General features: G+C 64.1%; 24 protein-coding genes and 1 tRNA gene. 11 read left to right on the forward strand and 14 right to left on the reverse strand.

Features of this window, described 5'->3' with window-relative positions:
* Position 1: 1 nt before the first annotated feature.
* Both AC0IPL_RS20695 and AC0IPL_RS20700 read left to right on the forward strand, forming a co-directional pair.
* Positions 2 to 1,321: an amino acid ABC transporter permease gene (locus AC0IPL_RS20695; protein ID WP_474277014.1), complete on the forward strand. Its 1,320-nt coding sequence runs from the start codon at positions 2 to 4 to the stop codon at positions 1,319 to 1,321.
* Between the two features lie 12 nt (positions 1,322 to 1,333).
* The gene (locus AC0IPL_RS20700; protein ID WP_474277015.1) at positions 1,334 to 2,125 is read left to right on the forward strand and encodes an amino acid ABC transporter ATP-binding protein; all 792 of its coding nucleotides are present in this window, start codon (positions 1,334 to 1,336) and stop codon (positions 2,123 to 2,125) included.
* Between the two features lie 67 nt (positions 2,126 to 2,192).
* On the opposite strand, the gene AC0IPL_RS20705 is transcribed toward AC0IPL_RS20700, so the two are convergent.
* From AC0IPL_RS20705 to argB, 4 genes are all read right to left on the reverse strand, one after another.
* The gene (locus tag AC0IPL_RS20705; protein WP_474277016.1) at positions 2,193 to 2,648 is read right to left on the reverse strand and encodes a DUF411 domain-containing protein; all 456 of its coding nucleotides are present in this window, start codon (positions 2,646 to 2,648) and stop codon (positions 2,193 to 2,195) included.
* A gap of 101 nt (positions 2,649 to 2,749) precedes the next feature.
* Positions 2,750 to 3,247 carry a SixA phosphatase family protein gene (locus AC0IPL_RS20710; RefSeq protein ID WP_474277017.1) on the reverse strand — a complete coding sequence of 166 codons (498 nt, stop codon included), beginning with the start codon at positions 3,245 to 3,247 and terminating at the stop codon, positions 2,750 to 2,752.
* Positions 3,244 to 3,921, reverse strand: coding sequence for a ferredoxin (locus tag AC0IPL_RS20715; RefSeq protein WP_474277018.1), 678 nt, complete (start codon positions 3,919 to 3,921; stop codon positions 3,244 to 3,246). The genes AC0IPL_RS20710 and AC0IPL_RS20715 overlap by 4 nt, the downstream gene beginning before the upstream one ends.
* Before the next feature lie 184 nt (positions 3,922 to 4,105).
* Entirely contained in the window at positions 4,106 to 4,966 is an 861-nt protein-coding gene (argB, locus tag AC0IPL_RS20720; protein ID WP_474277019.1) for an acetylglutamate kinase, read from the reverse strand.
* Between the two features lie 148 nt (positions 4,967 to 5,114).
* Here argB and AC0IPL_RS20725 point away from each other — a divergent pair, with 148 nt between their 5' ends.
* Positions 5,115 to 5,837, forward strand: a complete 723-nt coding sequence (locus AC0IPL_RS20725) for an SDR family NAD(P)-dependent oxidoreductase (protein ID WP_474277020.1) — start codon at positions 5,115 to 5,117, stop codon at positions 5,835 to 5,837.
* Positions 5,838 to 5,884: 47 nt separating this feature from the next.
* Here AC0IPL_RS20725 and AC0IPL_RS20730 read toward each other — a convergent pair whose 3' ends face one another.
* The 10 genes from AC0IPL_RS20730 to rpmH all read right to left on the reverse strand — a co-directional run bounded on the left by AC0IPL_RS20730 (position 5,885) and on the right by rpmH (position 14,515).
* Positions 5,885 to 7,288: a PepSY-associated TM helix domain-containing protein gene (locus AC0IPL_RS20730; RefSeq protein WP_474277021.1), complete on the reverse strand. Its 1,404-nt coding sequence runs from the start codon at positions 7,286 to 7,288 to the stop codon at positions 5,885 to 5,887.
* Between the two features lie 72 nt (positions 7,289 to 7,360).
* Complete coding sequence (locus AC0IPL_RS20735; protein WP_474277022.1) at positions 7,361 to 7,729, reverse strand: DUF2946 family protein; 369 nt, start codon at positions 7,727 to 7,729, stop codon at positions 7,361 to 7,363.
* Positions 7,730 to 7,732: 3 nt separating this feature from the next.
* Complete coding sequence (yihA, locus tag AC0IPL_RS20740; RefSeq protein ID WP_474277023.1) at positions 7,733 to 8,380, reverse strand: ribosome biogenesis GTP-binding protein YihA/YsxC; 648 nt, start codon at positions 8,378 to 8,380, stop codon at positions 7,733 to 7,735.
* Complete coding sequence (locus tag AC0IPL_RS20745; protein ID WP_474277024.1) at positions 8,380 to 9,132, reverse strand: MOSC domain-containing protein; 753 nt, start codon at positions 9,130 to 9,132, stop codon at positions 8,380 to 8,382. Before AC0IPL_RS20745 ends, yihA begins: the two co-directional genes overlap by 1 nt.
* The gene (yidC, locus tag AC0IPL_RS20750; protein ID WP_474277025.1) at positions 9,132 to 10,940 is read right to left on the reverse strand and encodes a membrane protein insertase YidC; all 1,809 of its coding nucleotides are present in this window, start codon (positions 10,938 to 10,940) and stop codon (positions 9,132 to 9,134) included. Before yidC ends, AC0IPL_RS20745 begins: the two co-directional genes overlap by 1 nt.
* Before the next feature lie 133 nt (positions 10,941 to 11,073).
* Complete coding sequence (locus AC0IPL_RS20755; protein ID WP_474277035.1) at positions 11,074 to 12,618, reverse strand: putative bifunctional diguanylate cyclase/phosphodiesterase; 1,545 nt, start codon at positions 12,616 to 12,618, stop codon at positions 11,074 to 11,076.
* A 66-nt stretch (positions 12,619 to 12,684) separates the two neighbouring features.
* A complete protein-coding gene (gene ttcA / locus AC0IPL_RS20760) occupies positions 12,685 to 13,572 on the reverse strand; it encodes a tRNA 2-thiocytidine(32) synthetase TtcA (protein WP_474277026.1) in 888 nt (295 codons plus the stop codon).
* 55 nt (positions 13,573 to 13,627) lie between these two features.
* The gene (gene yidD, locus AC0IPL_RS20765) at positions 13,628 to 13,864 is read right to left on the reverse strand and encodes a membrane protein insertion efficiency factor YidD (RefSeq protein WP_474277036.1); all 237 of its coding nucleotides are present in this window, start codon (positions 13,862 to 13,864) and stop codon (positions 13,628 to 13,630) included.
* 64 nt (positions 13,865 to 13,928) lie between these two features.
* Positions 13,929 to 14,357, reverse strand: coding sequence for a ribonuclease P protein component (gene rnpA / locus AC0IPL_RS20770; protein ID WP_474277027.1), 429 nt, complete (start codon positions 14,355 to 14,357; stop codon positions 13,929 to 13,931).
* A gap of 23 nt (positions 14,358 to 14,380) precedes the next feature.
* Entirely contained in the window at positions 14,381 to 14,515 is a 135-nt protein-coding gene (rpmH, locus tag AC0IPL_RS20775; protein ID WP_008554144.1) for a 50S ribosomal protein L34, read from the reverse strand.
* Between the two features lie 343 nt (positions 14,516 to 14,858).
* Between rpmH and AC0IPL_RS20780 the strand changes: the two genes are divergently transcribed.
* The 8 genes from AC0IPL_RS20780 to fdhF all read left to right on the forward strand — a co-directional run bounded on the left by AC0IPL_RS20780 (position 14,859) and on the right by fdhF (position 25,280).
* Positions 14,859 to 15,599 carry a TVP38/TMEM64 family protein gene (locus AC0IPL_RS20780; protein ID WP_474277028.1) on the forward strand — a complete coding sequence of 247 codons (741 nt, stop codon included), beginning with the start codon at positions 14,859 to 14,861 and terminating at the stop codon, positions 15,597 to 15,599.
* Positions 15,600 to 15,614: 15 nt separating this feature from the next.
* Positions 15,615 to 17,033: a dihydrolipoyl dehydrogenase family protein gene (locus tag AC0IPL_RS20785; protein WP_474277029.1), complete on the forward strand. Its 1,419-nt coding sequence runs from the start codon at positions 15,615 to 15,617 to the stop codon at positions 17,031 to 17,033.
* A gap of 40 nt (positions 17,034 to 17,073) precedes the next feature.
* Positions 17,074 to 18,459: a sensor histidine kinase gene (locus AC0IPL_RS20790; RefSeq protein WP_474277030.1), complete on the forward strand. Its 1,386-nt coding sequence runs from the start codon at positions 17,074 to 17,076 to the stop codon at positions 18,457 to 18,459.
* A 120-nt stretch (positions 18,460 to 18,579) separates the two neighbouring features.
* A tRNA-Arg gene (locus AC0IPL_RS20795) sits at positions 18,580 to 18,656 on the forward strand.
* A gap of 503 nt (positions 18,657 to 19,159) precedes the next feature.
* Positions 19,160 to 19,708 carry a winged helix DNA-binding protein gene (locus AC0IPL_RS20800; RefSeq protein WP_474277031.1) on the forward strand — a complete coding sequence of 183 codons (549 nt, stop codon included), beginning with the start codon at positions 19,160 to 19,162 and terminating at the stop codon, positions 19,706 to 19,708.
* Positions 19,709 to 19,810: 102 nt separating this feature from the next.
* Positions 19,811 to 20,710, forward strand: a complete 900-nt coding sequence (locus AC0IPL_RS20805) for a LysR family transcriptional regulator (RefSeq protein ID WP_474277032.1) — start codon at positions 19,811 to 19,813, stop codon at positions 20,708 to 20,710.
* A 103-nt stretch (positions 20,711 to 20,813) separates the two neighbouring features.
* On the forward strand, positions 20,814 to 22,502 hold the full coding sequence (locus AC0IPL_RS20810) for an NAD(P)H-dependent oxidoreductase subunit E (RefSeq protein WP_474277033.1): 1,689 nt from the start codon (positions 20,814 to 20,816) through the stop codon (positions 22,500 to 22,502).
* A 3-nt stretch (positions 22,503 to 22,505) separates the two neighbouring features.
* Positions 22,506 to 25,280: a formate dehydrogenase subunit alpha gene (gene fdhF, locus AC0IPL_RS20815; RefSeq protein WP_474277034.1), complete on the forward strand. Its 2,775-nt coding sequence runs from the start codon at positions 22,506 to 22,508 to the stop codon at positions 25,278 to 25,280.
* Positions 25,281 to 25,844: the final 564 nt, after the last annotated feature.

A 25,844-nucleotide genomic window follows, 5' to 3' on the forward strand; every position in this document is an offset into this window, starting at 1 on the left:
GATGAGCGGTACACATGCCCATACCGTCGCCTATGTGCGCGACACCATGCTTCCCGAGCAGGCCCCTCCGGCGTCCGAGGTCGGTCCGATCGGTTGGATGCGTCATAACCTGTTCTCCAACTGGCTGAACACCATCCTGACCCTGGTGGCGCTGGCGGTGATCTACTACGTGCTGTCCGGCGTGCTGCCGTGGGTCTTTTTGTCGGTCTGGAACGCGGACTCGCTGAGCGAGTGTCGCGAGATCATGAAAGCGACCTGGGGCACCACCCATGGTCATGCCTGCTGGGGCGTGATCAAGGAACGGTGGTTGCAGCTGCTGTTCGGTTTCTACCCGCCCGAGCATTATTGGCGCCCGATCCTCGCGCTGTTGCTGCTGCTGGTGTCGCTGAGCCCGATCCTGTTCTCGGACCGGGTGTCGTCCAAGGTGCTGATTCTGACCGCGGCCTACCCCTTCATCATGCCCTTCCTGCTGTGGGGGGGCACCATCTGGGGCCCGCTGAGCGCGGCGCTGGGGTTTGTCATCGGCTATCTGGTCATCAAATACGGCTCGGAAAAGCTGGGCGAACTCGGCGGCATGATCGCCGGCGTCGTGGCCGCGGTCATCTGGTGGTTCCTGTTGGCAGGCCCTGTGAGCGCGGCGCTGTCAACAGTGCTGCCTATCGGCATCGAAGCGGTGCAAAGCCGTCAGTTCGGTGGCTTCATGTTGGCGATTATGCTGGGGGTCGTGGCCATTGGCGTGTCGCTGCCGATTGGCGTGGTGCTGGCGCTGGGGCGTCAGTCCGACCTGCTGATCGTCAAATACATCTGCGTCGGCTTCATCGAGTTCATCCGCGGCGTGCCGCTGATCACGTTGCTGTTCGTGGCCTCGCTGCTGCTCAACGTCTTTCTGCCGCCGGGGACCAATTTTGACATCATCCTCCGGGTGATGATCATGATGACCCTGTTCTCCGCCGCCTATATGGCAGAGGTGATCCGCGGTGGTCTGGCAGCCCTGCCCAGGGGCCAGTACGAAGGGGCCGACAGTCTTGGTCTCAACTACTGGCAGGCGCAGCGGCTGATCATCATGCCGCAGGCGCTGAAGATCTCCATTCCGGGCATCGTCAGCACCTTCATCGGGATTTTCAAGGATACCACGCTGGTGTCGATCATCGGCCTGTTCGATGTCATCGGCCTGGCCAGTGCGATCCGCGCAGACACGGCCTGGAACGGCATCTACTGGGAACTGTTCGCCTTTATCGCGGCGCTGTTCTTCGTCGTCTGCTTCTCCATGTCCCGTTATTCCATGTATCTTGAGCGTCGCCTCAAGACGGACCACCGTTAAGGAGTTCAACACATGTCTGAACTTATGACCAACCGCGCAATCGACCGCTCCAAGATGCAGGTGAGCGACGAGGTTGCCATTGAAATCAACAACATGAACAAGTGGTACGGCTCCTTCCACGTGCTGCGCGACATCAATCTGACCGTCAACCAGGGCGAGCGGATCGTGATCGCGGGGCCATCGGGATCCGGCAAATCCACCCTGATCCGCTGCCTTAATGCGCTGGAGGAACACCAGCAGGGCAAGATCGTGGTGGACGGCACCGAACTGTCCAACGACCTGAAGAACATCGACAAGATCCGGTCCGAAGTCGGGATGGTGTTCCAGCACTTCAACCTGTTCCCGCATCTGACCATCCTGGAAAACTGCACGCTGGCGCCGATCTGGGTGCGCAAGACGCCCAAGAAGGAGGCCGAAGAGCGGGCGATGCACTTCCTCGAGAAGGTCAAGATCCCCGAGCAGGCCCACAAGTACCCCGGTATGCTGTCGGGCGGCCAGCAGCAGCGTGTGGCGATCGCACGCAGCCTGTGCATGATGCCGCGCATCATGCTGTTCGATGAACCTACATCGGCGCTCGACCCGGAGATGATCAAGGAGGTGCTCGACACCATGATCGAACTGGCCGAGGAAGGCATGACCATGCTGTGCGTGACCCACGAGATGGGCTTCGCCCGTCAGGTGGCAAACCGGGTGATCTTTATGGATGCCGGCCAGATTGTGGAACAGAACGAGCCCGAAGAGTTCTTCAACAATCCCCAATCGGAACGTACCAAACTGTTCCTGAGCCAGATCCTGGGCCACTAAGAAGCTGGAATGATTTGAAAAGGCCGGGCATTTCGCCCGGCCTTTTTTTGTCTGCGCAGGCAGAGGGTCAGCCGTGGCTGGCAAAGACCTCGGTTCTGCCGCCGGCCAGGATCAGCAGGGTGTCGAAAGCTTCGCGCTCGCCTCCCATCTCCATCCCCGGCGATCCGATTGGCATACCAGGCACGGTCAGCCCCAGAGCATCGGGGCGTTCGGCGAGAAGCCGCTGGATATCGGCGGGCGGCACGTGGCCCTCGATCACATATGCGCCGACCATCGCGGTATGGCAGGAGGCCAGGTCATCGGTGATCCCCAGCTTCTCCTTCATCGCCCACAGCTGCGCGTCGGGCACGTCAGTGATCTCGGTCTGGAACCCGGCGACAGCAAGGCGCTCACCCCAGGCGGTGCAGCAGCCGCAGGTGGGCGACTTCATGATGCGGATGATTTGCTCCGGTGCGGCCGCGGCGGCAGGCAGGTGGGCAAAAGGCAGGGCGGCTGCGGCCAGCAGAAGGGAACGGCGGTTCATGGCGGGCTCCTGGTTCAAGCGATGTCTCTCTCCCGAACCTAGGAAACCGCACCTGTCGCGGCCAGAACCCTCCTGCGCGGGATGCGGCGGGATGCCGCGGTTTATTCGCCCAGAAGCTCCCGCGGGACGACGAAATCCAACACTTTGGCGCTGCTCCAGCCGATATCCTGCCAGCGTTGCACATCGAACCGCGCGACCAGCGTCGCACCCGTGGGATAGTCTTCAAACCGGGAATGGTCCGGCGGGTGGCGCACGATGGAATGGGCAAAGGCGCCGATGCCGGGATTGTGGCCGATCATCATCACGCAGGGGTGTTCCGCCTGCTGCAGCAGCTGGAACATGATGTCGGAATTGCCGTGGTACAGCCGCTCGGTGAAGGCGGCCTGCGCCTCCAGGCCCATGAGGTCCCAGGTCTCACGGGTGCGCTGTGACGAGGAAGAGATCACCTGGTCCGGCAGATAGCCATTGTCGCGCAGCCAGGCACCGATGGCCGGAGCCGCGCGGCGGCCGCGCTTGTTCAGCGGGCGGGCATGATCGCTGGGCACATTTGTGTCCCAGGCGGATTTGGCGTGGCGGGTCAGGATCAGGGTGCAGGTCATGGGTGATGAAAATGCCTCATGTGATGTGCGGTTTGGTCTGGATCCCGGCCAGCCCCGCGGCTGAGCGGGCAGGCAAGGCGGGCGCGGCAGCCGCCGGACATGCAGTCGGCGCCTGCGGGCGTTGCAAGGTGGTCGTGGCAGGCGGCCAGGTCGTACCGCGCCCTTGCGGAGAGCGCCCCGGCGGGGCAGGCGGACAGGCAGGGCCGCAGGCGGCAGCGGTGGCAGGGCGACTCTGCCAGCGGCGGGGGGGGTATGTCAAACTCGTGGTTGAAATGCAGCGCTCCACGCAAGGAAATCAGCAATCCCACCCGATCATGCACCAGCATCTGTGACGGCGATGTGAAACAGCGCCCCGAGGCCAGTGCCCAGTTGACAAAGGGTTGGTAAGGCGGCCCGCCAAAGGGGTAGAACACGCGCGCGCCCAGTGTTTCCCCCATGCCCCCCACCACCCGTTCGGACCATCGGTCAACCGGGTCGGGCAGGCCATCGCGGGCCTCGACGCTGCGGGTGAACCGGGGCCAGAAGGCACCTCCAGTGCCCAGCAGCACCAGCGTGCCACGCTGAAGCAGATGCACAGGCTGGCGGGCGGGGTGCAGCGCGCCGTAGATCTCCAGCCCGGCGGCGGCGACGGCGCGTTCGACGTCGGCATAGCGGTCAGCGCAGGTCGTGGTCATAGGCGCAGGCTCCGGGCGGTTTGCCCCAGCCTAACAGCGCCGCCGCCCACGCCAGAAGCCAAAAGCGCCCTCTTACCCGCGCGCCGGTCGCTTTTTACCTGCCGGAAATATCCCGGGGGGACTTGGCCACTAGGCCGAGAGGGGCAGCGCGCCTCCCTGCCGCATGCGGCAGAGAAGGCCCGGATCAGGCCCGGATCATCGACCCGGCGCCGTGATCGGTGAACAGTTCCAACAGCACGGCGTTCTGCACCCGGCCATCGACGATTGTGCAGGCGCGCACCCCGTTGCGCACCGCGTCCAGCGCGGTTTCGGTCTTGGGGATCATGCCGCCGGCAATGACGCCGCTGGCGGTCATTTCTTCCACGTCCGAAGCTTTCAGCTCGGTCAAAACCTCGCCCACGCCGTTCTTGACGCCCGCCACATCCGTCAGCAGCAACAGCCGGTCAGCCTTGAGCGCCTTGGCAATGGCACCGGCGGCGGTGTCGCCGTTGATGTTGAAGGTCTCGCCCGCGCGGCCCGCGCCGATCGGGGCGATCACCGGGATCATGTCTTTTTCGAACAGCCCGTACAGCACCTTGGGGTCCATCTCGGCCGGGGCCCCGACAAAGCCAAGGTCCGCATTGGCCTGTTCGCAGGTGATCAGGTTGGCATCCTTGCCCGACAGCCCCACGGCGCGGCCGCCCTGAGCGTTGATGGCCTGCACGATGCGTTTGTTGACGACGCCGGACAGCACCATCTCCACCACTTCCATGGTGGCGGCATCCGTCACTCGCTTGCCGTTCACGAACTCCGACTGAATGTTCAGCTTGTCCAGCATGGCGTTGATCATCGGTCCGCCGCCATGCACGATCACAGGATTAACGCCCACCTGTCGCATCAGCACGATATCGCGTGCAAATGTCTCCATGGCCTCGTCGCTGCCCATGGCGTGGCCGCCCAGCTTGATGACAACAATGGCCCCATCATAGCGCTGCAAATATGGCAGCGCGCTTGAGAGGGTCTCGGCAGTGGCAATCCAGTCGCGGTTCATGGTCTGTGTCTTCATTGCTGTCATCATCCCTTGGTGCCATGGGTTTAGGCGGTTCCTGCCCCGCTGCCAAGCATTGCCTGTGTCGCAGTGGTGCTCACGCGGGCATTGCCCTTGCCGGTGCGGGTGATAGGGTCGCGGCGCAACCGCTGATAAGGATCGCCAGATGCGCCAGAAAACCTTGCTGCTGACCGGGGCCAGCCGTGGCATCGGCCACGCCACCGTGCGCCGCTTTCATGCTGAAGGCTGGCGGATCATCACCTGCTCGCGCAACCCGTTGCCCGCAGATTGCCCCTGGGGCGGCGAGGACCATGTGGAACTGGACCTGGCGGACCCCTCGGATACCATCAACGCGGTGGGGGAGATCCAGGAGAAATTGGACGGGCAGTTGGACGCGCTGGTGAACAATGCCGGGGTGTCCCCGAAGGGGCCAGAGGGGGAGCGTCTCAGCACGCTGAACACCGATCTGATGACGTGGGGCAAGGTGTTTCACGTGAACTTCTTCGCCTCGGTGGTGCTGGCGCGGGGCCTGAAGGATGAACTGGCGGCGGCCAAGGGGTCGGTGGTCAATGTGACCTCGATCGCGGGCAGCCGGGTGCATCCCTTTGCCGGGGCCGCCTATGCCACCTCCAAGGCTGCGCTGGCGGCGCTGACGCGCGAAATGGCGCATGACTTTGGCCCCTTGGGCGTGCGCGTCAACGCCATTGCACCGGGCGAGGTGGAAACCGCGATCCTGTCGCCCGGTACAGACAAAATCGTCGAAAAACTTCCGATGCAGCGGCTGGGCCAGCCTGAGGAGGTGGCATCGGCCATCTATTTCCTGTGTTCCGAAGCCAGTTCCTATATCTCCGGCGCGGAGATCGAGGTGAACGGCGCCCAGCACGTCTGAGTGGCCGCACCCGGCACAAGGACCGGGCGCTGCCGTTCTGCGGTCGGTCAGCTGACCGCGCGTTTCAGCGCCGGGATGTTGCCCAGCAGCAAGACATCAAAGGCCAGGGCCGCAAGCAGCACCAACCCGGTCAGCGGAAACGCCAGTGACACCAGTACGGCGATCAGCACTGCGCCTTTCCAGAACGGCAGATCAGCTGGCAGCGGCGGTGCGGCCAGACGGGCCGCCCGTGCGGGGCGGCGTTTCAGCCACATCACCACACCAGAGACGCAGACAAACACCACCGACAGGCAGAACACGGTGTTCAGCACCACGTTCCACAGACCCAGATCCCCCTCATGGAAAGCAATACCCACAGCCATGGATTTGCCCGCCAGCGAATAATCGGCAAATTTCACGTCGCCCAGAATCTTGCCGGTGAATTGGTCGATATGCACGGTGCGATCGCACGTGGGGCAGTTGCTGTCGTTGCTCATGCTGTCCTGATTGAGGGTGAAGACCCCGACCTGATCGCGCGGGAATACGATGCGAAAACGCCCTTCGTACCCCAGCGCGCGGGCCAGTGCCGCCACCGTGTCGCCGGTGACGGGCGTGCCCTCGGGGAGGCCGGTGAGACCCGCTTCAGAGCCGGATTCGGGCATCAAGGTCTGTTCCAGTGCCCAGGGCACGTCCTTGGTGGCGCCGTGGTTCATATGCGCTGCGTGGGTGCTGTCGGACAGCGGCACCGCCTCCCATTTCTGGGCGGGAAAGGTGGACCAGGCCTGCACAAACCGTTCGCCCCAAAAGCCTGACCAGGCCAGGCCGGACACCAGAAATACCACCAGCAGAAGCGAGATATAGACACCAATCACGGCATGCAGGCTTTTCCACAAGGCCCGGCCGCGGGCGGCCAGGTTCGGCACAAAGGCCGCGGCAGAGTTGCCGCGCGGCCACCACAGGTATAACCCGGTCAGCACCAGCACGATCCCGAGCCCCGCGGCGATTTCGATCAGCCGGTCGCCGGTATCGCCAAACAGCAGGCTGCCGTGGATGTCTGACAGGAAGTCATACCAGCCTGCCCGGCGGTCCCAGGTTTGAACCACCTCAGCCGTGTAGGGGTCCACGGCGACCATGCGCTGGCCGCCTTCGACGGCAACCCGCACCACAGCGGCGCGGTCATCGGCCTTGGGGCCGATCCACTCCACCAGCGTTGCCCCCGGCAGATGGTCAAGCGCGGCCTGGGTCTGGGTGGCGATGGGCAGGGCGGTCTCCTGGGCGGGGATGGTCACATATTCGCCCTCGCGCCCGTCAAACAGGGCGATGTACATCATCAAGAGGCCGGTGACCGCCAGCATGATAAGGAAGGGGACAACATAAAGCCCGGCATAGAAATGCCAGCGCCAGGCGGCGAAGTAGAACTTTTCAGAAAGCGGACGCGCAGGCTGCGCGGAGTGCGGTTGGCTGGTCGCCATGATGGTCTCTCCATATCGGAACAGGGCCGGGCAGCGGGCTGCCGGCATAGATTTCAGCTGTGTTCAGAAACGTCAGGAGAGTGCGGGCGGGCCGCGGGCGTCATAGCGCCAGTGAAAGCCGGCAGTATGGTGGGTGAAAGGCGCATGCGCCCAGCGATTGCTGAGCGGCGCATTCAGGTCGAGACTGATCTGGCTGTCGGGCAGCGCCGCCAGCGCGCCAAGGGCGGCAAAGGGGCAGCTGCGGTCTTCCATCTGCTCGGTGGGGGCATGGTCGGGCGTATCGCCGCCCAGATCCACCCAGGTTTCCACCGGGCCGGTGCCGGTGCAGATCACCAGCAGCACCTTGCCGTCCGCGCTGCTGCCTGGCATCCAGCCAGTTGGGATCAGCCCGGCGACAGCCAGGGCGATCACAACCAGCAAAGCGGGCAGGCGGCGCAGCACGTGTCAGAGACCGGCGATGATGGCGCGCAGGGTGGCGATGCCGTCCCCTTTTTCGGAGGAAGTCAGCACCAGTTCGGGGTAGGCGGCGGGGTGTTTGGCCAGTGCGCCCTTGACTTGCTCCAACACTTTGGCGCGGTCCTTTTCCTTGACCTTGTCGGCCTTGGTCAGCACGCATTGGAATGTCACCGCAGCGCTGTCCAGCAGGGACATGATCTCCGCATCCACCGGTTTCACGCCGTGGCGGCAGTCAATCAGCACAAAGGCGCGGCGCAGGTTCTGGCGGCCCGACAGATAGCGCTTCAGCAGCTTTTGCCACTGCTCCACGACCTTGAGCGGCGCGTTGGCATAGCCATAGCCGGGCAGGTCGACCAGATACAGCTCTGGCCCCTGGGTGAAGAAGTTGATCTCCTGTGTGCGTCCCGGCGTGTTGGAAGCGCGCGCGATGCCCTTGGTGCCGGTCAGCGCGTTGATCAGGCTGGATTTGCCCACGTTGGAACGACCGGCAAAGCAGACTTCCAGCCGGTCCGCGTCGGGCAGGCCGTTCATTGCCACCACGCCTTTCAGGAACTCGGTCTCGCGGGCGAACAGCTTGCGGCCCTTTTCGGCGGAGATCTCGTCCGGCGCTTCGGCCAGTGAAAATTGCATTTGCATTACAGCACCTCTACCGCGTCGCCCAGGCGGATCTCGCCGCCGCGCACCACTTCGGCATAGACCGAAAACTCCTGGTGGCCCCAATTGTCCTTGAGGGTCTTGAGCGTATCGGCGTCGCGTTCGCCGGTTTCGGGGTTGGCGGTGGTGGCCAGGCAGCGCGTGGCCTTCTCGCGGACGGCAAATACGGCCCCGCCGATCTGCACCTCACGGCCCAGCCAGTTGTTTTCAGCCCAGGCCTCACCCAGATCGAACCAGATATTGCCGCGCCAGCGCTGCGGCGACAGGTCGTGGCCGATGGCCTGTTCCACCGCGCGGTGCGAGGCCCGGTTGCACAGGGAGACGGAGGGGAAATCAGTATCGGTCATGCCGCGCCCCGGCACCCGGACAATGCGGGCAGAGGCGGCGCGGTTGGCGGGCAGCAGCGGTTTCTCCCAGTCGAGAAACCGTTGCAGGTCGGCCGGGTTTTCCGGGTCGAACGTCAGATCGGGCTGTGCCGGGTGGGCCAGCGCCAGCTGGCCGCTCACATCGTCGAGCCGGGCGGTCACCGCCATCAGCGCGGGGGCCTTGGCGGCGCGGGTAAAGTTCTGGCAGGGCACCCATTCGCGGCCATCCGCCTGGGAGGCCTCATGCGCGACGGCCCAAACGCGGTCGCCGGGCATTGTCTGCCCGGCGACCATGGTGACGCTGTCCAGTGCCTCCCGCCCATGAGATTTGAGCGGGTGGCGCCAGATGTCCGTGACCGTTGCGGCCATCACTTCTCAGCCTTGGGCTTCTTCTTGAAGCCCGACTTGATGTTGCCGAAAACGTCCGGCGTGTACCCATGGCTGCGCATGATCAGATACTGCTGGGTGAAGGTGATCGTGTTGTTGGCAATCCAGTAGACCACCAGACCCGACGCAAACCCGCCCAGCATGAACATGAACACCCACGGCATCCAGGCAAAGATCATCTGCTGCGTCGGATCGGTCGGTGCCGGGTTCAGCTTCTGCTGCAACCACATCGAGATGCCCAGCAGGATCGGCAGGATGCCGATGAAGACCAGCGCCAGGATGCTTTCCGGTGCGGGGGTTCCCCAGGGCAGCAGGCCGAACAGGTTGAAGATCGAGGTCGGATCCGGCGCGCTGAGATCCTGGAACGGCCCAAAGAAGGGCGCGTGGCGCAGTTCCAGCGTGACGAAGATCACCTTGTAGAGCGAGAAGAAGATCGGGATCTGGATCAGGATCGGCAGACAGCCCGCGGCGGGGTTCACCTTTTCCTTCTTGTACAGCTCCATCATCTCCTTCTGCATCTTCTGGCGGTCGTCGCCGGCCCGCTCCTTGAGCTTCTCCATCTCCGGCTGAAGCTCTTTCATCTTGGCCATGGAGGCATAGGATTTATAGGCCAGCGGGAACACCAGGATCTTGATGACAACAGTCAGGCCGATGATTGCCCAGCCCATGTTGCCGATCATCAGGTTCAGGTGATGCAGCAGCCAGAACATGTATTTGGTGATGAAGAAGAACCAGCCCCAGTCGATGCTGTCGATGAAGCCTTCGATCCCGGCGTCTTCATAGGCGCGGATGGCTTCCCATTCCTTGGCACCGGCGAACAGCTGGGTGGTCACCTCGGAGGACTGTCCGGCGGCCAGAGTCACGGCGGGCATGACGATGTCCGTCTGGTAGATCTCGCGGCGCTCGTCGTATTTGGCGATCGAGCGGAAGCCCTGGCCCGGCGCGGGCACCAAGGTGGTCATCCAGTAGTGATCGGTAAAGCCAATCCAGCCGTCTTCCGCGACCTGTCGCACCTCGGCGCGGGCACCGTCGCGCGGGTCCAGCTCAAAGTCTTCCATGTCGTCGTAATCGATCTCCGCCAGCTCTCCGTCGGCCATGCCGATCAGACCTTCGTGCAGGATGAAGAAGTTTTTCAGATCCTGCGGCAGGCCGTGGCGCGCAAGGGTGCCATACGGTGCCAGCGAGACGGTGGTGTCGGAGGCATTCGTCACCGACTGGGTGACCGAGAACATGTAGTTCTCATCCACCGCGATGGTGCGGGCGAAGGTCAGCCTCTTGCCGTTGTCCCAGGTCAGCGTCACGGGGCTGTCCGGGGACAGGGTGGCGCCTTCGGGGGCGCTCCACAGGGTGTTGGCACCGGGCACATCTGCGGCCGACAGGCCTGCACCGGACGCCCATCCATAAAGCGCGTAATAGGCCTGTGCCTCTCCCACCGGTTTCAGCAGCGTGACGATCGGCGAATCCGCGTCGATGGTCTCGCGGTAGTCCTTCAGCGACAGGTCGTCGATCCGCCCGCCCTGCAACGAGATGCTGCCGGTGATGCGCGGCGTTTCGATGGCGAGGCGCGGTGCCTGGGCCGCTTCGGCCCCTGCGGTGGTCGTATCCGCGACGCTGTCGGCACCGGCACTGGGCGCGGTCGCTGTTGCGGTATCGCCCGCAGGGACGGCCTCGCTGATCGCGGTCTCCGGCGCCTGTTCCGGCTCTGGCGGCGGGAAAAACGTGTACCAGCCGAGAATCACCAGGAAGCTGAGAGCGGTTGCGAGAATTAGATTTTTGTTCTGATCGTCCATTGGGGACTGCCACCTCGTGTAGGGAAGGACAGGTGGGGTTCAACAGAGGTGGGCCGCAAAGGTCAAGCAGAATCACGTCGCGCCGGGAAGGCAGAGCCCCCCGGCGCGGTATTCATTGTGGTTAAAGCGGTGTTCAGGGGCGCTGGCGGCCGATGGCCGGCGTGTCCTGCAATTTGGCCTGATGGGCGGTGATCCAGTCCAGCGTCTGTTCAAAGGGCATCGGTCGACCGATGCCAAAGCCCTGCACATGGCCGCAACCCAGCTGTGCCAGCAACGCGTGTTCCCCTGCGGTTTCCACACCTTCGGCCAGGGTCTCCAGCTCCAGCCGTTCCGCCATGCTCAGAACCGCGGAAATCAGTTTCTGCTGGTCGGGATCCTGATCCGCCTTCATCACAAAGGAGCGGTCGATCTTGATGCGCGATATGCTGAAACGGCGCACCGCGGCGATCGAGGCATGGCCGGTGCCGAAATCATCCAAATCAATCCGGCAGCCCATCTCGCTGAGAGTGGTGATGTTGCGGGTGATGGTGTCGTCCGGCTGGTCGGTCATCACCGTCTCCAGAATTTCCACACACAGGCGCTCAGGCGCCAGATCAAAGCGCTCCAACTCCCATTTGACGCGGGCGGCCAGACCGGGGTTGCGCAGTTCCTGGGTGGCGAAGTTGACGCCGACGCTGGGCACATGCACGCCTGCCTCGTCCCAGGCTTTGACTGCGACCAGCGCGTTGTAAAGCATCACCTGGCTCAGCCGGTCCATCAGCCCGGCCTCCTCCAGCGCGGGCAGGAAGGTCGAGGGCGGCACCAGTCCCTGCACCGGGTGCGACCAGCGGGCCAGCGCCTCAAACCCTGAGATGCGACCAGTGTCGGTGCAGATCTGCGGCTGGAACCAGGCCTGAATGTGGCCCGCCTCCAGGGCGTCGGCCGCTTCCTCGCTCAGGTTGGGGCGGGTGTTGCCGCGGCTTGGCAGATCGGCGGAGTAGGCGCGGATACCGCCCGGACCGCTGCTGCGGGCTTCGCTCAGGGCGGCGGTGGCGGCGCTGATCCAGTCGGCGGCGTCCTTGCCCGGCGCGCGGTGGCGCTGGCAGAACCCGATCGAGGAGGTGAGATAGACAGTGGTGCCATCCAGCGGCACCGGTTCTTCGGCGGCGGCCTGCATCCGGCCGGCAAGCTGGATGCACAACTCCAGGTCCAGTTGCAGCGTGGGCGACAGGCAGACGGCAAAACGGCTGTCCCCAACCCGCGCGACGGTGTCCCCCTCGCGCAGCACCGAGGTGATCTGGTCGCCGCAGTGCTGCATGATGCGGTCGCCGGCCTCCTGACCGTGGCGATCGCTCAGGGCGCGGTATTCGTCCAGTTCGATCACAAAGATCGCGGCGCGCAGATCGGAATCGCGGCAGTCCTCGAACACCCGTTCGGCGGCCTGCTCGAACCCGTCCCGCAGAATCATGCCGGTCACGCTGTCATGCGGTACGCCAGAGCCTGAAAGTCGGCTGAATCCGCCGCTGGCGACGATCAGCACAGGCAGGCCAAGCGCCACGGCCAGCAGGGCAACTTCGCCGCCCAGCCAATAGGTAGCCAGCGTCAAAGCCGGCAGGAAAGCCAGCATTGGTGGCCCAAATAGCGCCGAGGCCAGCGTTTTGCGCAGTCGTGTCAGGAGACCTGAACCGGTGTTCATCATCGTCAGACCTTTCGTCTGCATCCAGTCATACTGGCCACAGACTAGGGGGCTGATCTGACTCGAGAGTTAACGCAAATTCGGAATCTCGCCATTTTCGCCGTCGGGTTCGGCGTTCTTCAGCTCCAGGCCCGAAAAATCGAAAAGTTTCGGGTCCAGAAGATGCGATGGCCGGGCATTCATCAGCGCGCGGAACATCACCTGACGGCGGCCGGGGCTGTTTGATTCCCATTGGTCCAGAATCTGTTTCACCTGCTGCCGCTGCAACCCGTCCTGACTGCCGCAAAGGTCGCAGGGAATGATCGGGTAGTTCATGGCGCGGGCGAATTTCTCGCAGTCGGCCTCGGCGACATGGGCCAGCGGGCGGTAGAGGAAGAGATCGCCTTCCTCGTTCACCAGTTTCGGTGGCATCGTCGCCAGACGCCCGCCGTGAAACAGGTTCATGAAAAAGGTTTCCAGAATGTCGTCGCGATGATGGCCCAGCACCACCGCCGAGCAGCCCTCCTCCCGCGCGATGCGATAGAGGTTGCCGCGGCGCAGGCGCGAACACAGCGCGCAATAGGTGCGGCCCTGCGGCACCTTGTCGACGACGATGCTGTAGGTGTCCTGATACTCGATCCGGTGCGGCACGCCCATCTTTTCCAGAAACTCCGGCAGCACCGTGGCCGGAAATCCGGGCTGGCCCTGATCCAGGTTGCAGGCCAGCAGACCCACCGGCAAGAGGCCGCGCCATTTCAGCTCGTACAGCACCGCCAGCAGGGTATAGCTGTCCTTGCCGCCGGAGAGGCAGACCAGCCATTTCGGCGTGCTGCCGTCCGTGCGCCGCTCAACCATGCCATATTGCTCGATCGCCTCGCGCGCATAGCGCACGATGCGTTTGCGGAGCTTCTTGAACTCGGTGGTTGCGGGGGCGCCGGCAAACAGCGGATGGATTTCGTCCAGATCATCATCAAGCATGGCCGCGCCCTAGCCGAGGACGGGCGTTTTGCCAAGGAAAAAAGCTGTGCGGGGGTCAATCGCGGCGGTCGGTATCGGGGACCGGATCATAGCCGTCGCCGCCGAAGGGGTGGCAGCGCCCGATGCGGCGCGCGGTCAGCCAGGCGCCGCGGATGGCGCCATGTTTTTCCAAGGCTTCAAGAGCATAGGCCGAACAGGTCGGCTGATAGCGGCAGTTGAAGCCGACCCAGGGGCTGAACAGCAGCCGATAGGCACGCACGGGAATTGCAAAAAGATGGGCCAGCAGGGTCATCGCGCAAAGATAAGGGCAGGGTGGCGGTTGCGCAATGCAGGCAAAGACCGCGCGCATTGTTGGCTCAGGTGCCGTGGACCTTCCTGAGCGCGTAGATCAGATCGCGCTTCAGATCCTCGAACGGGCGCTGGGCGGTTTCAATGGCACGGCCGATCAGCACATAGTCCCACCCGGCGCGGCCATGGGTGGGCAGCACCATGCGGGCGGCCTCGCGCAAGCGGCGCTTGGCGCGGTTGCGGGCCACCGCATTGCCGACCTTTTTGGAGCAGGTGAAGCCGACGCGGATGCTCTCGGCATCGCGGCGGTCGCGGCCTTGCAGCATCATCGCCTTGGTGCCCTGCTTGCGCGCGGGCGGGCGGGCGCAGGCCAGGAAATCGCGGCGCTTGGCCATGATTTCGATCTGCGGTGCAGTGTCAGATGCACAAACGGACACCGCCGGAGACTGATCCCCGCGGGCAGCGTTGCCATCCTTGGGGGTCTCCGGCGGTGTCATGTCCGTCGATGCGGGAACTGAGCTTATGCGCTCAGTTCTTTACGACCGCGTGCGCGGCGTGCATTCAGGATCTTGCGGCCTGCCTTGGTGGCCATGCGCGCACGGAAGCCGTGGCGGCGTTTGCGAACCAGGTTCGAAGGCTGATAGGTGCGTTTCATCGCTCCGGTCTCCACATAATTGTCTACGGGTCGGGCATGGAATCGGCCTGCCCCGGTGTCTATCTCGAAGCCCGGTCTCTAGAAGGGAATGGCGGTCAAGTCAAACCCCGACGGCGCTGTTTTCGCCAAGAATCGCCCGGAACTGCAATATTTTTGCCGCAACACCCACACCGCACGGCCACAAGCAGTGGCACCGTTACAGAATGCAGCCGTTTTGCACCACAATTCTCACGCCAGGCGCGGGGCAGATCAACCACCCGTGAGCCAGCGCGGCTTGCTCTCGTGCGCAGGCCATATAAGGCGTAGCTACGCAACAAGACAACAAGACGGGACCAGACAGATCATGAGCAAGACCCCGAAATCCGAGCCGCAATCAGATGCCCGGCCAGGGCTGCTGCGCCATTTGCCGCTGCTCGCCGTGGTGGCGGTGGCACTGATCGGGGCGGTCACGCTGCGGGATTACCTGACATTTGACACCCTGCGCGACAACCGCGCGGCGCTGATGGCGTTTCGCGACCAGAACTATCCGGGACTGGTTGCGGCCTTTGTCGGGCTCTACATTGTGATCGTGGTATTCTCCTTGCCGGGTGCGGCGGTGGCCTCTGTCACCGGGGGGTTCCTGTTCGGGCTGGTGGCGGGCACAGTGTTCAACGTGACCGCGGCCACCATCGGCGCCGCGGGCATCTTTCTGGCCGCGCGCTGGGGGCTGGGGGCGATGCTGACCGCCCGCATCGAAGCGGCGGAGGGCCGGGTGCAGATGCTGAAGCAGGCCTTGCGCGAAAATGAGGTCGAGGTGCTGTTGCTGCTGCGGCTGGTGCCTGCGGTGCCGTTCTTTGTGGCCAATCTGCTGCCCGCTCTGGTGGGGGTGAAACTGCGCAACTTTTTGTGGACGACGGCGGTGGGTATCATTCCCGGTGCCATCGTGTTCACTTGGATCGGCGTTGGTCTGGGGGCTGTTTTCGACCGCGGCGGCAGCCCGGACCTGACCCTGCTGTGGGAGCCACATGTGCTGGGACCGATCCTGGGACTGTGCGCGCTGGCGGCGATGCCGATCCTGGTGAAATCCATACGCGGTAAGAAATAAACGGGGGCGAGTGTCATGGACCATATAAAGTGTGACCTGCTGGTGATTGGCGCCGGATCCGGCGGCCTGTCGGTGGCGGCGGGGGCCAGCCAGATGGGGGCCGATGTGGTCCTGCTGGAAGGCCACAAGATGGGCGGGGATTGCCTGAACTACGGCTGTGTGCCGTCCAAGGCGCTGCTGGCCAGCGGCAAGGCGGCGCAGCGCCAGGGGCAGACCGCGGCCTTTGGCGTGCCCCCGCATCAGCCCCGGCCGGACTATGCGGCCGCCATGGATCACGTGCGGCAGGTGATCGAAACCATCGCGCCAGTGGACAGCCAGGAGCGATTCGAGGGGCTTGGCGTGCGGGTGATCCGCGAATTTGGGCATTTCATATCGGACCGTGAGGTGCAGGCGGGCGACCATCGCATCACCGCGCGGCGGGTGGTGATCGCCACCGGCTCATCGCCGCTGGTGCCGCCGGTGCCGGGGCTGGACACGGTGCCGTATCTTACCAATGAGACCCTGTTTGATCTGCGCGAGCACCCGTCCCATCTGCTGATCGTCGGCGGCGGCCCGATCGGCATGGAAATGGCGCAGGCGCATGTGCGGTTGGGCTGCAAGGTCACCGTGATCGAAGGTCAGCGGGCGCTGGGACAGGACGACCCCGAGGCGGTGGCGATGGTGCTGGACGCCCTGCGCGCCGAAGGCGTGGAGATCGCCGAGGGGGCCATGGTCTCGCGGGTGTCGGGGCAGGCGGGCGCGATCACGGTGGAGACCCGTGACGGCAGCCGGTTTCAGGGCAGTCACCTGCTGATGGCGGTGGGACGCCGCGCCAACACGGAGCGGCTGAACCTCGCCGCCGCCGGGATTGAGACCGAAGGTGCGGGCATCAAGGTCGATGACAGCCTGCTGACCAGCAACCGCCGGGTCTATGCAATTGGCGATGTGGCGGGCGGGCTGCAGTTCACCCATTTGGCGGGCTACCACGCCAACGTCATCATCCGCTCGGCCCTGTTTGGCCTGCCCTCCAAGGCACAGACCCGCCACATCCCGCGGGTGACCTATACCGACCCGGAGCTGGCCCAGGTCGGGCTTCAGGAGCGTGCCGCGCGCGACCTCTATGGCGCCAAGCTGGAGGTGGCGCGGTTCGACTACGGCCATAACGACCGCGCCATTGCCGAGCGCAAGAGCAGCGGTTTCATCAAGGTGATGGTTCATCGTGGTCGCCCGGTGGGCGCCACAATCGTCGGGCACCAGGCCGGAGAGCTGGTCTCGCTGTGGTCGATGGCACTGGCCAACCGCCTGAAAATGAGCCAGATTGCAGCCATGGTTGCACCCTATCCCACCATTGGGGAGGTCAACAAACGGGTGGTTGGCGCCTATTTCTCGCCGCGGTTGTTCGACAGCGGTCTGGTGAAGCGGGCGGTGCAGCTGGTGCAGCGCTGGCTGCGCTAGGATCGGGGCGAGAAACGGGGCTAGGAACAGGGGCGGCGGAATGCTGAACACGCTTTCGGGCCGATTTCTGATTCTGACCACGGTCTTCGTGATGCTGGCCGAGGTGCTGATCTTTGTGCCCTCGATCGCGCGCTTTCGCGAGGATTATCTGACGGCGCGCCTGGAGCGGGCACAGATCGCCTCCTTGGCACTGCTGGCGGACGACATGCTGGACAGCGAGCTGGAGGCGGAACTGTTGCAGACGGCGGGGGTCTACAATGTGGTGCTGCGGCGCGACGAGATCCGCCAGCTGATGCTGGCCTCGCCGATCCCGCAGCCGATCGCGGCGACCTATGATCTGCGCATGGCCGGCGCCATGACGTTGATCCGCGATGCGCTGTTGCGGCTGGCCAACCCGAAGAATGAGATTATCCGGGTCATCGGCGCGCCCGTCCGTGATGCCGGGCTGCTGATCGAGATCACCGTGGAAACCGCGCCGCTGCGCATGGCGATGATCGACTATGGCGTGCGGATCCTGATCCTGTCGGCGGTGATCTCGATTTTCACGGCGCTGCTTTTGTTCGTCGCGGTGCGGATCGTGCTGGTGAAGCCGATCAAGGGCGTTGTCGGCTATATGCAGCGCTATGCAGAGGCACCCGAAGATGCGCGCGGCATCATTAATCCCAGTTCGCGCCTTGCGGAGCTGCGCGAGGCAGAGGAAGCACTGATGCAGTTGCAGACCGAGCTGACCCATGCGCTGAAGCAGCGCGAGCGGCTGGCGCAGCTGGGCGGCGCCGTGGCCAAGGTCAGCCATGATCTGCGCAACATCCTGACCTCGGCGCAGCTGTTTACCGATCGCATCGAGATGAGCGAAGACCCCCTGGTGCGCCGCCTGGCACCAAAGCTGGTGAATTCGATCACCCGTGCCGTGTCGCTGTGCGAGGGCACCCTGGCCTTTGGCCGTGCGGAAGAGCCGGCGCCGACCTTTGCCGTGGTCTGCCTGCATGAGATCGTCGAGGACATTGTCGAGAGCGAGCGGCTGGCGGCAGATGGCGGTCTGGCGGAGATCGTCAACGCAGTGCCCCGGCCGATGATGTTGCGCGGCGATCCCGAGCAGCTGTTCCGCATCGTCATGAACCTGGTGCGCAACGCCCGGCAGGCGATTGCCGCCACCGGCAAGCCGGGGCGTGTCACCGTGGCCTGCGAGGAAGACGCGCGCCGCTGGCTGGTGACGGTCAGCGACACCGGTCCCGGCCTGCCAAAACGGGCGCAGGACAATCTGTTCACGCCGTTTCAGGGCGGCGCGCGCAAGGGGGGGACCGGGCTGGGGCTGGCCATCGCCGATGAGCTGGCCCGCGGCCACGGCGGTGCGGTGAAACTGCGTGCAACCAGCCCCGACGGCACTTGTTTCGAAGTCTGCCTGCCCAAGGGCGACGGTGCGATCTGAGGTGATGTGGGGTCATCGTGCCGCTCTTGCTGAGTGTGGCGCGCTGCGTGACAGGCAAGTGAAACTTTTTTGTTTTTGGGGTTGCGCCGCTGCGGCGCTGCGCGTAAACCCCGCCGCAGTGGACCGATAGCTCAGCTGGATAGAGTACTTGACTACGAATCAAGGGGTCGGGGGTTCGAATCCTCCTCGGTCCGCCACTACCTTCCCTCATGTATCTGATGTGTATTTGACGCTTTTGCGGTTGTGACGCTTGGGCGATCCCTTGTCGGGCCTTGGCGTGTCGGCCCCTGTGATCGCGACCTTGCGCAGAGACGCCGGGCTTTGCGGTGACGCTTGGCATGTTCCACGTGAAAGACAGTCCTGTCGCCGCAGCCTGAAGGGGATGCGGCGCAATCGGGCGGCCCGCGGCGGGATGCCAATGCCGGTTCCGCGTCATGAAATCGGGCCGGGTGAGCGCGCGCCGCGCGCGTCGCTGATGCTGGAAATCGGGGGCAATAGACGCTGCGGTATTGAATTTGGCTGCAAATGGATGGATATACTGCGTCCAATTTAGTTCGGATTTTACGAAACAGCCCTGCCGCACAGCGGAATCCTGTGGCTGGCGGCCGGTTCATTTGGGACCTTGCCGGGTTTGTTTCGGGTCATACCTCGGTACGCTGTCGTCGTTGGGCGCAGCCATTTTATTAACGGAGTTCGTTCGTTGGACATTGAGACCGCCCCCATCCCGTTTCCGCTGCCCGTCGACCCGCAGATGTCCGACCCGGACCAGCAGCAGATCGTGCAAGACATGCAAGCCTTGGCGCTGGCAGTGCAACGGGCGGCAGAGGGGCTGGCGCGCTGGCAGGTCCACAGTTTCGAAGAGATCAGCGAGGTGCCGCTGACCGGTGCAGAGATCACCCTGTTGCAACTGATCGGACAGGACGGCACGGCCAAATCGATCAAGGAGCTGGCCGCCGCCACCAACCGCACCGACATCCCCAATATCCAGTACTCCCTGCGCAAGCTGGGCACGGCGGGCTTGACGCGCAAACAGGGCGCCGGGCGGTCCGGTGTGACCTACCAGCTGACCGCCGCAGGCAACCGGGTGCATGACGATCTGATGTCGCACCGCGTTGCGCTGGCGCGGCGGGTCCAGGCGCTGCAAGGCGATCTGGCGCAGCAGCTGCGCGCCACCCGCACCGCGCTGGATACCCTGGCCGGTACCTATGGCGAGGTGCTGCATGATCTGCCGGAGCGGGCCGAGCGCTGAACGCGAGAACCCGCCACCTGACTGAACCTGACTGCGACGGACGGCGGGCGCCCCGGCGCTGCCCCATTGCGCCTGCCGCCGCGGCGGGCATAAGGTTCCGCCATGATTGAACTCAAGGATCTCCAGCTTCTGGCCGCCCTGGCGCGGCATCAGCATTTTGCCAAGGCCGCGGCGGATTGCGGCATGTCGCAGCCGGCCTTTTCGATGCGGATTCGCAATCTGGAGGATCGGCTGGGCCTGTCCATCGTGCGCCGGGCCAACCGGTTTCAGGGGCTGACCGAAGAGGGCCTGATGATCGTGCGCCGCGGGCGGTCGATTCTGGATGACGCCCGGGCGCTGGAGCAGGAAATCGCGGCCAGCCGGGGCGAGGTCACCGGCACGCTGGTGTTGGGGGTGATCCCCACCGCCACGGCCTGGGCGGCGCAGCTGGTGGACCGGGTGCGGCAGCGCTATCCGCGGATCCTGACCCAGCTTGAGGCGACCACATCTCTGGCTATCCAGCAGCGGCTGTTTGATGGTACAATCGACGCAGGCATCACCTACGCTGACAGCATGGGCCGCGAGTTGGTGAGCGTGCAGCCGCTGTATGACGAAAGCTATGTGCTGCTGGCGCCGGAGGCGATGGTTGTCGGACATGACGAGACCATCACCTGGGCCGAGGCCGCAGAGCTGCCGCTGAGCCTGCTGAACCAGCAGATGCAGAACCGCCGGATTCTGGATCGGATCTTTGCCGATCTGGCATGCAAGCCGGACATCGTGTCCGAATCCAACGGCTTCATGGCGTCGATGGTTCTGGCGCTGGAGGGGTCTGCAGCGGCGATTCTGCCACGGGCGCTGACCCAGGCGCTGGGCGCGCTGGGCGGCACCCGGGTTCTGGACCTGGTCGAGCCGGAGCAAAACCGGCAGATCTGCATCGCGACCCTGGACCGCAGCCCGGAGCTGACCACGATTCAGGCGCTGAAACGCGTGGTTGCGACCTTTGCCGATGCAGATGCGGCGTAAATCGATCGATAAGCTCTACTTATCGTGCATTCCGTTTTCTAGATTTGACGATATAAATACTTGATGGCATCTCGGACGGATTACGTGCTGACTGGAGGGCCCTATGGCACCATTGGATGATAGCAAGGGCGTATGGAAGTCCGGCCGCGGCAAGGGGCGCAAGACGCCCAAAGGCCGACAGGTGGATGACCAGGCGCTGAGCGAGGTTCAAACGCTGCTGGGGGACCGCCCACGCAACCGCGACTTGCTGATTGAGTTCCTGCATTTGATTCAGGACGCATATGGCCACCTCTGTGCGGCGCACATCCGGGCGCTGGCCGAGGAGATGCGCACGGGGCAGGCGGAAATCTATGAGGTAGCCAGCTTTTACGCGCATTTCGACGTGGTGCGCGAAGGTGACACGCCGCCGCCGGCGCTGACCATCCGGGTCTGCGACTCGCTGTCGTGTGAGCTGGCCGGTGCCGAACAGTTGCAAAAGGCGCTGGAAGACGGGCTGGACCCCGCGGAGGTCCGCGTTTTGCGCGCGCCCTGCATGGGCCGCTGCGACACAGCGCCGGTGCTGGAGATCGGCCACAACCACATCGACCATGCAACGGTCGAGAAGGTCGAGGCGGCAATTGCAGCGGGCGACACCCACGCACATGTGCCCGAATATGAAACCTTCGCGGCCTATCAGGCCGAAGGCGGCTATGCCACGCTGAAAGAGCTGCGCGCGAACGGCGACTGGGAAGCGGTTCAGGCAAAGGTCAAGGAGGCGGGGCTGCGCGGCCTTGGCGGCGCGGGTTTCCCCTCCGGCACCAAATGGGGCTTTGTGCGCGCCAATGAGGGCCCGCGCTATCTGGCCGTGAACGGCGACGAGGGCGAGCCGGGCACCTTCAAGGACCGCTACTATCTGGAGCGCACGCCGCATGTCTTCCTTGAGGGCATGCTGATCGCCGCTTGGGCGGTCGAGGCCGAGAAAGCCTTTATCTACATGCGGGACGAATATCCGGCTGTGCTGGAGATCCTCGCAACCGAGATCAGGGCGCTGGAAGACGCGGGCGTGGTTGCGCCGGGCTACATCGATCTGCGCCGCGGCGCGGGCGCCTATATCTGCGGCGAAGAAAGCGCGATGATCGAGTCGATCGAAGGCAAGCGCGGTGAGCCGCGCCACCGCCCGCCGTTTGTGGCGCAGGTGGGGATCTTCGGGCGTCCGACCTTGGTGCACAACGTCGAGACCCTGTATTGGGTGTGCAAGATCAACCGCGAAGGGCCGGAGTGCCTGAACTCGGTCGAGAAGAACGGCCGCAAGGGGCTGCGCAGCTATTCGGTGTCGGGCCGGGTGAAGAACCCGGGCGTGCATCTGCTGCCCGCCGGCTCCACCATCACCGACATCATCGAGGCTGCGGGCGGCATGCTGGATGGCCACAGCTTCAAGGCGTATCAGCCGGGTGGTCCGTCCTCGGGCCTGCTGCCGGCATCGATGAATGACATCCCGCTGGATTTCGACACGCTGCAGCCGCATGGCACCTTCATCGGTTCCGCCGCCGTGGTCGTGCTGTCCGATCAGGACTCGGCCCGCGATGCGGCGCTGAACATGCTGCGCTTCTTCGAGGATGAAAGCTGTGGCCAGTGCACCCCTTGCCGGGTCGGCTGCGAAAAAGCGGTGAAGCTGATGCAGGCCCCGAAATGGGACCAATCGCTGTTGGAGGAGCTGAGCCAGACCATGGTCGACGCCTCGATCTGCGGGTTGGGTCAGGCAGCGCCGAACCCGATCCGCCTGACCATGAAACATTTCCCCGAGGAGGTCTGAATCATGAGCACTCTCGTTACATTCACCCTCGACGGCAAAGAGGTCACGGCGGAAAAAGGCCAGACCATCTGGGAAATCGCCAATGGCCGCGGGCTGAAGATCCCGCATCTGTGCCACAAGCCGCAGCCGGGCTACCGCCCCGATGGCAACTGCCGCGCCTGCATGGTGGAGATCGAGGGCGAGCGCGTGCTGGCGGCCTCCTGCATCCGCGAACCCAGCGAGGGCATGGTTGTCACCACCAACAGCGCGCGTGCGGAAAACGCCCGCAAGATGGTGATGGAGCTGCTGGTCGCCGACCAGCCGGAGCGCGAGGAGGCGCATGACAAATCCAGCCACATGTGGGACATGGCAGAGCTGAACGGCGTCACCGAAAGCCGCTTTCCCAAGCTGGAAGAGGGCCGCATCCCGCTGCTGGACGACAGCCATGTCGCCATGAGCGTCAATCTGGATGCCTGTATTTCCTGCGGCCTGTGCGTGCGCGCCTGCCGCGAGGTGCAGGTGAACGACGTGATCGGCATGGCGGGCCGCGGCCATGATGCCTATCCGACCTTCGACATTGCCGACCCAATGGGGGCGTCGTCCTGTGTGGCCTGCGGCGAATGCGTGCAGGCCTGCCCGACCGGCGCGCTGATGCCCGCGACCGTGGTCGACGCGGCGCAGGTGGGCGACAGCAAGGACTACGATTCCGAGACCGAAAGCGTCTGCCCCTTCTGCGGTGTGGGCTGCAAGGTCAGTCTCAAGGTGAAGGACGGCAAGGTCAAATATGTCGAGGGCATCAATGGCCCGGCCAACGAGGGGCGCCTGTGCGTGAAGGGCCGTTTCGGCTTTGACTATATCCACCACCCGCACCGGCTGACCAAGCCGCTGATCCGCCGCGAGGATGCGCCGCCCAAGGGGCTGAACGTGGATCCCGGCAATCTGTCCACCCATTTCCGCGAAGCGACTTGGGAGGAGGCGATGGATCTGGCCGCCAAGGGCCTGATGCGCCTGCGCGACGAGAACCCGAAATCGGTTGCGGGCTTTGGCTCGGCCAAATGCACCAATGAAGAGGCGTATCTTTTCCAGAAGTTCATCCGCCAGGGTTTCAAGCACAACAACGTCGACCACTGCACCCGCCTGTGCCACGCGTCCTCTGTTGCGGCGCTGATCGAAAACGTCGGCTCGGGTGCTGTGACGGCGACGTTCAACGAGATCGAAAATGCCGATGTGGCCATCGTCATCGGCTCCAACCCGATTGAGAACCACCCCGTTGCGGCGACCTATTTCAAACAGTTCACCAAGCGCGGCGGCAAGCTGATCGTGATGGATCCGCGCGGCGTCGGCCTGCGCCGGTTTGCCACGGAGATGGTGCAGTTCCGCCCCGGTGCGGATGTGTCGATGCTGAACGCGATCATGAACGTGATCGTCGAGGAAGAGTTGTACGACAGCCAGTACATCCATCGCTGGACGGAGAACTGGGAGGCAGAGAAGGAACACCTGCGCCAGTTCACGCCGGAGAAGATGTCGGAAATCTGCGGCGTGTCCCCCGAGCAGCTGCGCCGCGTCGCGCGCACCTTTGCAAACGGCAAGGCGGGGCTGATCTTCTGGGGCATGGGCATCAGCCAGCACATCCACGGCACCGACAACTCGCGCTGCCTGATCAGCCTCGCGCTGATGACGGGCAATGTGGGTAAGCCAGGCGCGGGCCTGCATCCCTTGCGCGGGCAGAACAACGTACAGGGCGCATCCGATGCGGGCCTCATCCCGATGTTCCTGCCGGATTACCAGACCGTGACGTCTGATGATGTGCGGCGCAGCTTCACCGATGTCTGGGGCGGCGGCGACTTCTCGAACGAGAAAGGGCTGACGGTCACGGAAATCGTCGACGAAGCCTATGCTGGCAATATCAAGGGCATGTACATCCAGGGCGAAAACCCGGCGATGTCCGATCCGGATGTGGATCACGCCCGTGATGCGTTTGCCAAGCTTGAGCTCTTGATCGTGCAGGACATCTTCCTGACCGAGACGGCGAACTACGCTGACATCATCCTGCCGGCCTCGGCGCTCTATGAAAAGAACGGCACGGTTTCCAACACCAACCGGCAGGTGCAGCGGGTACGCCCCGCGGTGCCGCCCCCGGGCGAGGCACGTGAGGACTGGCAGATCACCGTCGATCTGGCGCAGCGCATCGGCCTGCCTTGGGACTACAAGGATGTCTCGGAGGTTTTTGCCGAGATGAAGCTGAACATGGCCTCGCTCGACAACATCACCTGGGAGCGACTGGAGGTGGAGACCATCACCTATCCGTCGCTGCATGAGACGGACCCTGGTCAGGCGATCGTGTTCGGGGACGGTTTCCCGCGCGAGGGCGGTCGCGCCCGCTTTACCCCGGCGGCGGTGATCGCCCCGGATGAGGCCCCGGACGCGGAGTTCCCGATGATCATGACCACCGGCCGCCAGCTGGAGCATTGGCACACCGGCTCGATGACCCGCCGCTCCAAGGTGCTGGACGCGGTCGAGCCGGAAGCGAACTGCTCGCTCAACCCGCGCACCCTGAAACTGATGGGGGTGGAGCCGGGCGAGATGGTGCGGCTGACCACCCGGCGCGGCTCGATCGAGATCATGGCGCGCGCCGACCGGGCCATTGCCGAGGACATGGTCTTTGTGCCCTTTGCCTATGTGGAGGCCGCGGCCAACATCCTGACCAACCCGGCGCTGGACCCATACGGCAAGATCCCGGAGTTCAAGTTTGCCGCGGTCCGGGTCGAAAAGGTCGAGGCACAGATCGCGGCAGAGTAGGTCGTGACGCAAGAGAGGCAGGCGGGCGCCCCCAGTGGGCGCCCGTTGTCGTTTGGGCAGCGGGCCCGTGGCTTCGGAAACGGAATTCGACCGACACGGTTTCTGGCAGGTCGTGCTGGCGGCCGGTGATTCCGATCAGAATCCGGGAGGTGGTTGTGGGTAACTGGGGTGAGTCTGTGGGTAACTGCGCGCAGGCGGCGTTGGCCGCAGGATGTGGCGCCTTCGGACCAGTCCTGCGCCGCAAAATAAGGTCAGAGAGCCTGACTTTATTGCCATCTAACTATCTGATTTCTTTGCGTTGTGCGTTTTTCTTTCCGCAAAGCCGCGTTTTTGTGAATTTTTGGGTTGCGGGGGTGGGGCACTCGCCGTAGAACCCCCCTCACCGGCGGCGCTGAGGCGCTGCTGACGGATCGGAGAGACGGTCGGACACGCTGGAAAGACGGCGGCATCTGTTGGATGGGATGAGGCGGGCGCGCCGGGAGATTGGCGCATCGGTCTTGTTTTTGGCCTTCGGGTGTTAGCTCTTTGACATTGATGGATAACTGAAGAGATATGTGGGCGGTT

Source organism: Leisingera sp. SA32, from assembly GCF_056033425.1.

What these genes read in the sequence shown, in the direction of transcription:
- AC0IPL_RS20730 (WP_474277021.1), bottom strand. Translation starts at nt 7,288, where the DNA reads ATGGCGACCAGCCAACCGCACTCCGCGCAGCCTGCGCGTCCGCTTTCT.
- AC0IPL_RS20725 (WP_474277020.1), top strand. Translation starts at nt 5,115, where the DNA reads ATGCGCCAGAAAACCTTGCTGCTGACCGGGGCCAGCCGTGGCATCGGC.
- ttcA (WP_474277026.1), bottom strand. Translation starts at nt 13,572, where the DNA reads ATGCTTGATGATGATCTGGACGAAATCCATCCGCTGTTTGCCGGCGCC.
- AC0IPL_RS20790 (WP_474277030.1), top strand. Translation starts at nt 17,074, where the DNA reads ATGCTGAACACGCTTTCGGGCCGATTTCTGATTCTGACCACGGTCTTC.
- fdhF (WP_474277034.1), top strand. Translation starts at nt 22,506, where the DNA reads ATGAGCACTCTCGTTACATTCACCCTCGACGGCAAAGAGGTCACGGCG.
- AC0IPL_RS20705 (WP_474277016.1), bottom strand. Translation starts at nt 2,648, where the DNA reads ATGAACCGCCGTTCCCTTCTGCTGGCCGCAGCCGCCCTGCCTTTTGCC.
- AC0IPL_RS20805 (WP_474277032.1), top strand. Translation starts at nt 19,811, where the DNA reads ATGATTGAACTCAAGGATCTCCAGCTTCTGGCCGCCCTGGCGCGGCAT.
- argB (WP_474277019.1), bottom strand. Translation starts at nt 4,966, where the DNA reads ATGAAGACACAGACCATGAACCGCGACTGGATTGCCACTGCCGAGACC.
- AC0IPL_RS20715 (WP_474277018.1), bottom strand. Translation starts at nt 3,921, where the DNA reads ATGACCACGACCTGCGCTGACCGCTATGCCGACGTCGAACGCGCCGTC.
- AC0IPL_RS20755 (WP_474277035.1), bottom strand. Translation starts at nt 12,618, where the DNA reads ATGATGAACACCGGTTCAGGTCTCCTGACACGACTGCGCAAAACGCTG.
- AC0IPL_RS20785 (WP_474277029.1), top strand. Translation starts at nt 15,615, where the DNA reads ATGGACCATATAAAGTGTGACCTGCTGGTGATTGGCGCCGGATCCGGC.
- AC0IPL_RS20700 (WP_474277015.1), top strand. Translation starts at nt 1,334, where the DNA reads ATGTCTGAACTTATGACCAACCGCGCAATCGACCGCTCCAAGATGCAG.
- AC0IPL_RS20810 (WP_474277033.1), top strand. Translation starts at nt 20,814, where the DNA reads ATGGCACCATTGGATGATAGCAAGGGCGTATGGAAGTCCGGCCGCGGC.
- AC0IPL_RS20695 (WP_474277014.1), top strand. Translation starts at nt 2, where the DNA reads ATGAGCGGTACACATGCCCATACCGTCGCCTATGTGCGCGACACCATG.
- rpmH (WP_008554144.1), bottom strand. Translation starts at nt 14,515, where the DNA reads ATGAAACGCACCTATCAGCCTTCGAACCTGGTTCGCAAACGCCGCCAC.
- yidC (WP_474277025.1), bottom strand. Translation starts at nt 10,940, where the DNA reads ATGGACGATCAGAACAAAAATCTAATTCTCGCAACCGCTCTCAGCTTC.
- AC0IPL_RS20710 (WP_474277017.1), bottom strand. Translation starts at nt 3,247, where the DNA reads ATGACCTGCACCCTGATCCTGACCCGCCACGCCAAATCCGCCTGGGAC.
- yidD (WP_474277036.1), bottom strand. Translation starts at nt 13,864, where the DNA reads ATGACCCTGCTGGCCCATCTTTTTGCAATTCCCGTGCGTGCCTATCGG.
- AC0IPL_RS20780 (WP_474277028.1), top strand. Translation starts at nt 14,859, where the DNA reads ATGAGCAAGACCCCGAAATCCGAGCCGCAATCAGATGCCCGGCCAGGG.
- yihA (WP_474277023.1), bottom strand. Translation starts at nt 8,380, where the DNA reads ATGCAAATGCAATTTTCACTGGCCGAAGCGCCGGACGAGATCTCCGCC.
- rnpA (WP_474277027.1), bottom strand. Translation starts at nt 14,357, where the DNA reads ATGACACCGCCGGAGACCCCCAAGGATGGCAACGCTGCCCGCGGGGAT.
- AC0IPL_RS20745 (WP_474277024.1), bottom strand. Translation starts at nt 9,132, where the DNA reads ATGGCCGCAACGGTCACGGACATCTGGCGCCACCCGCTCAAATCTCAT.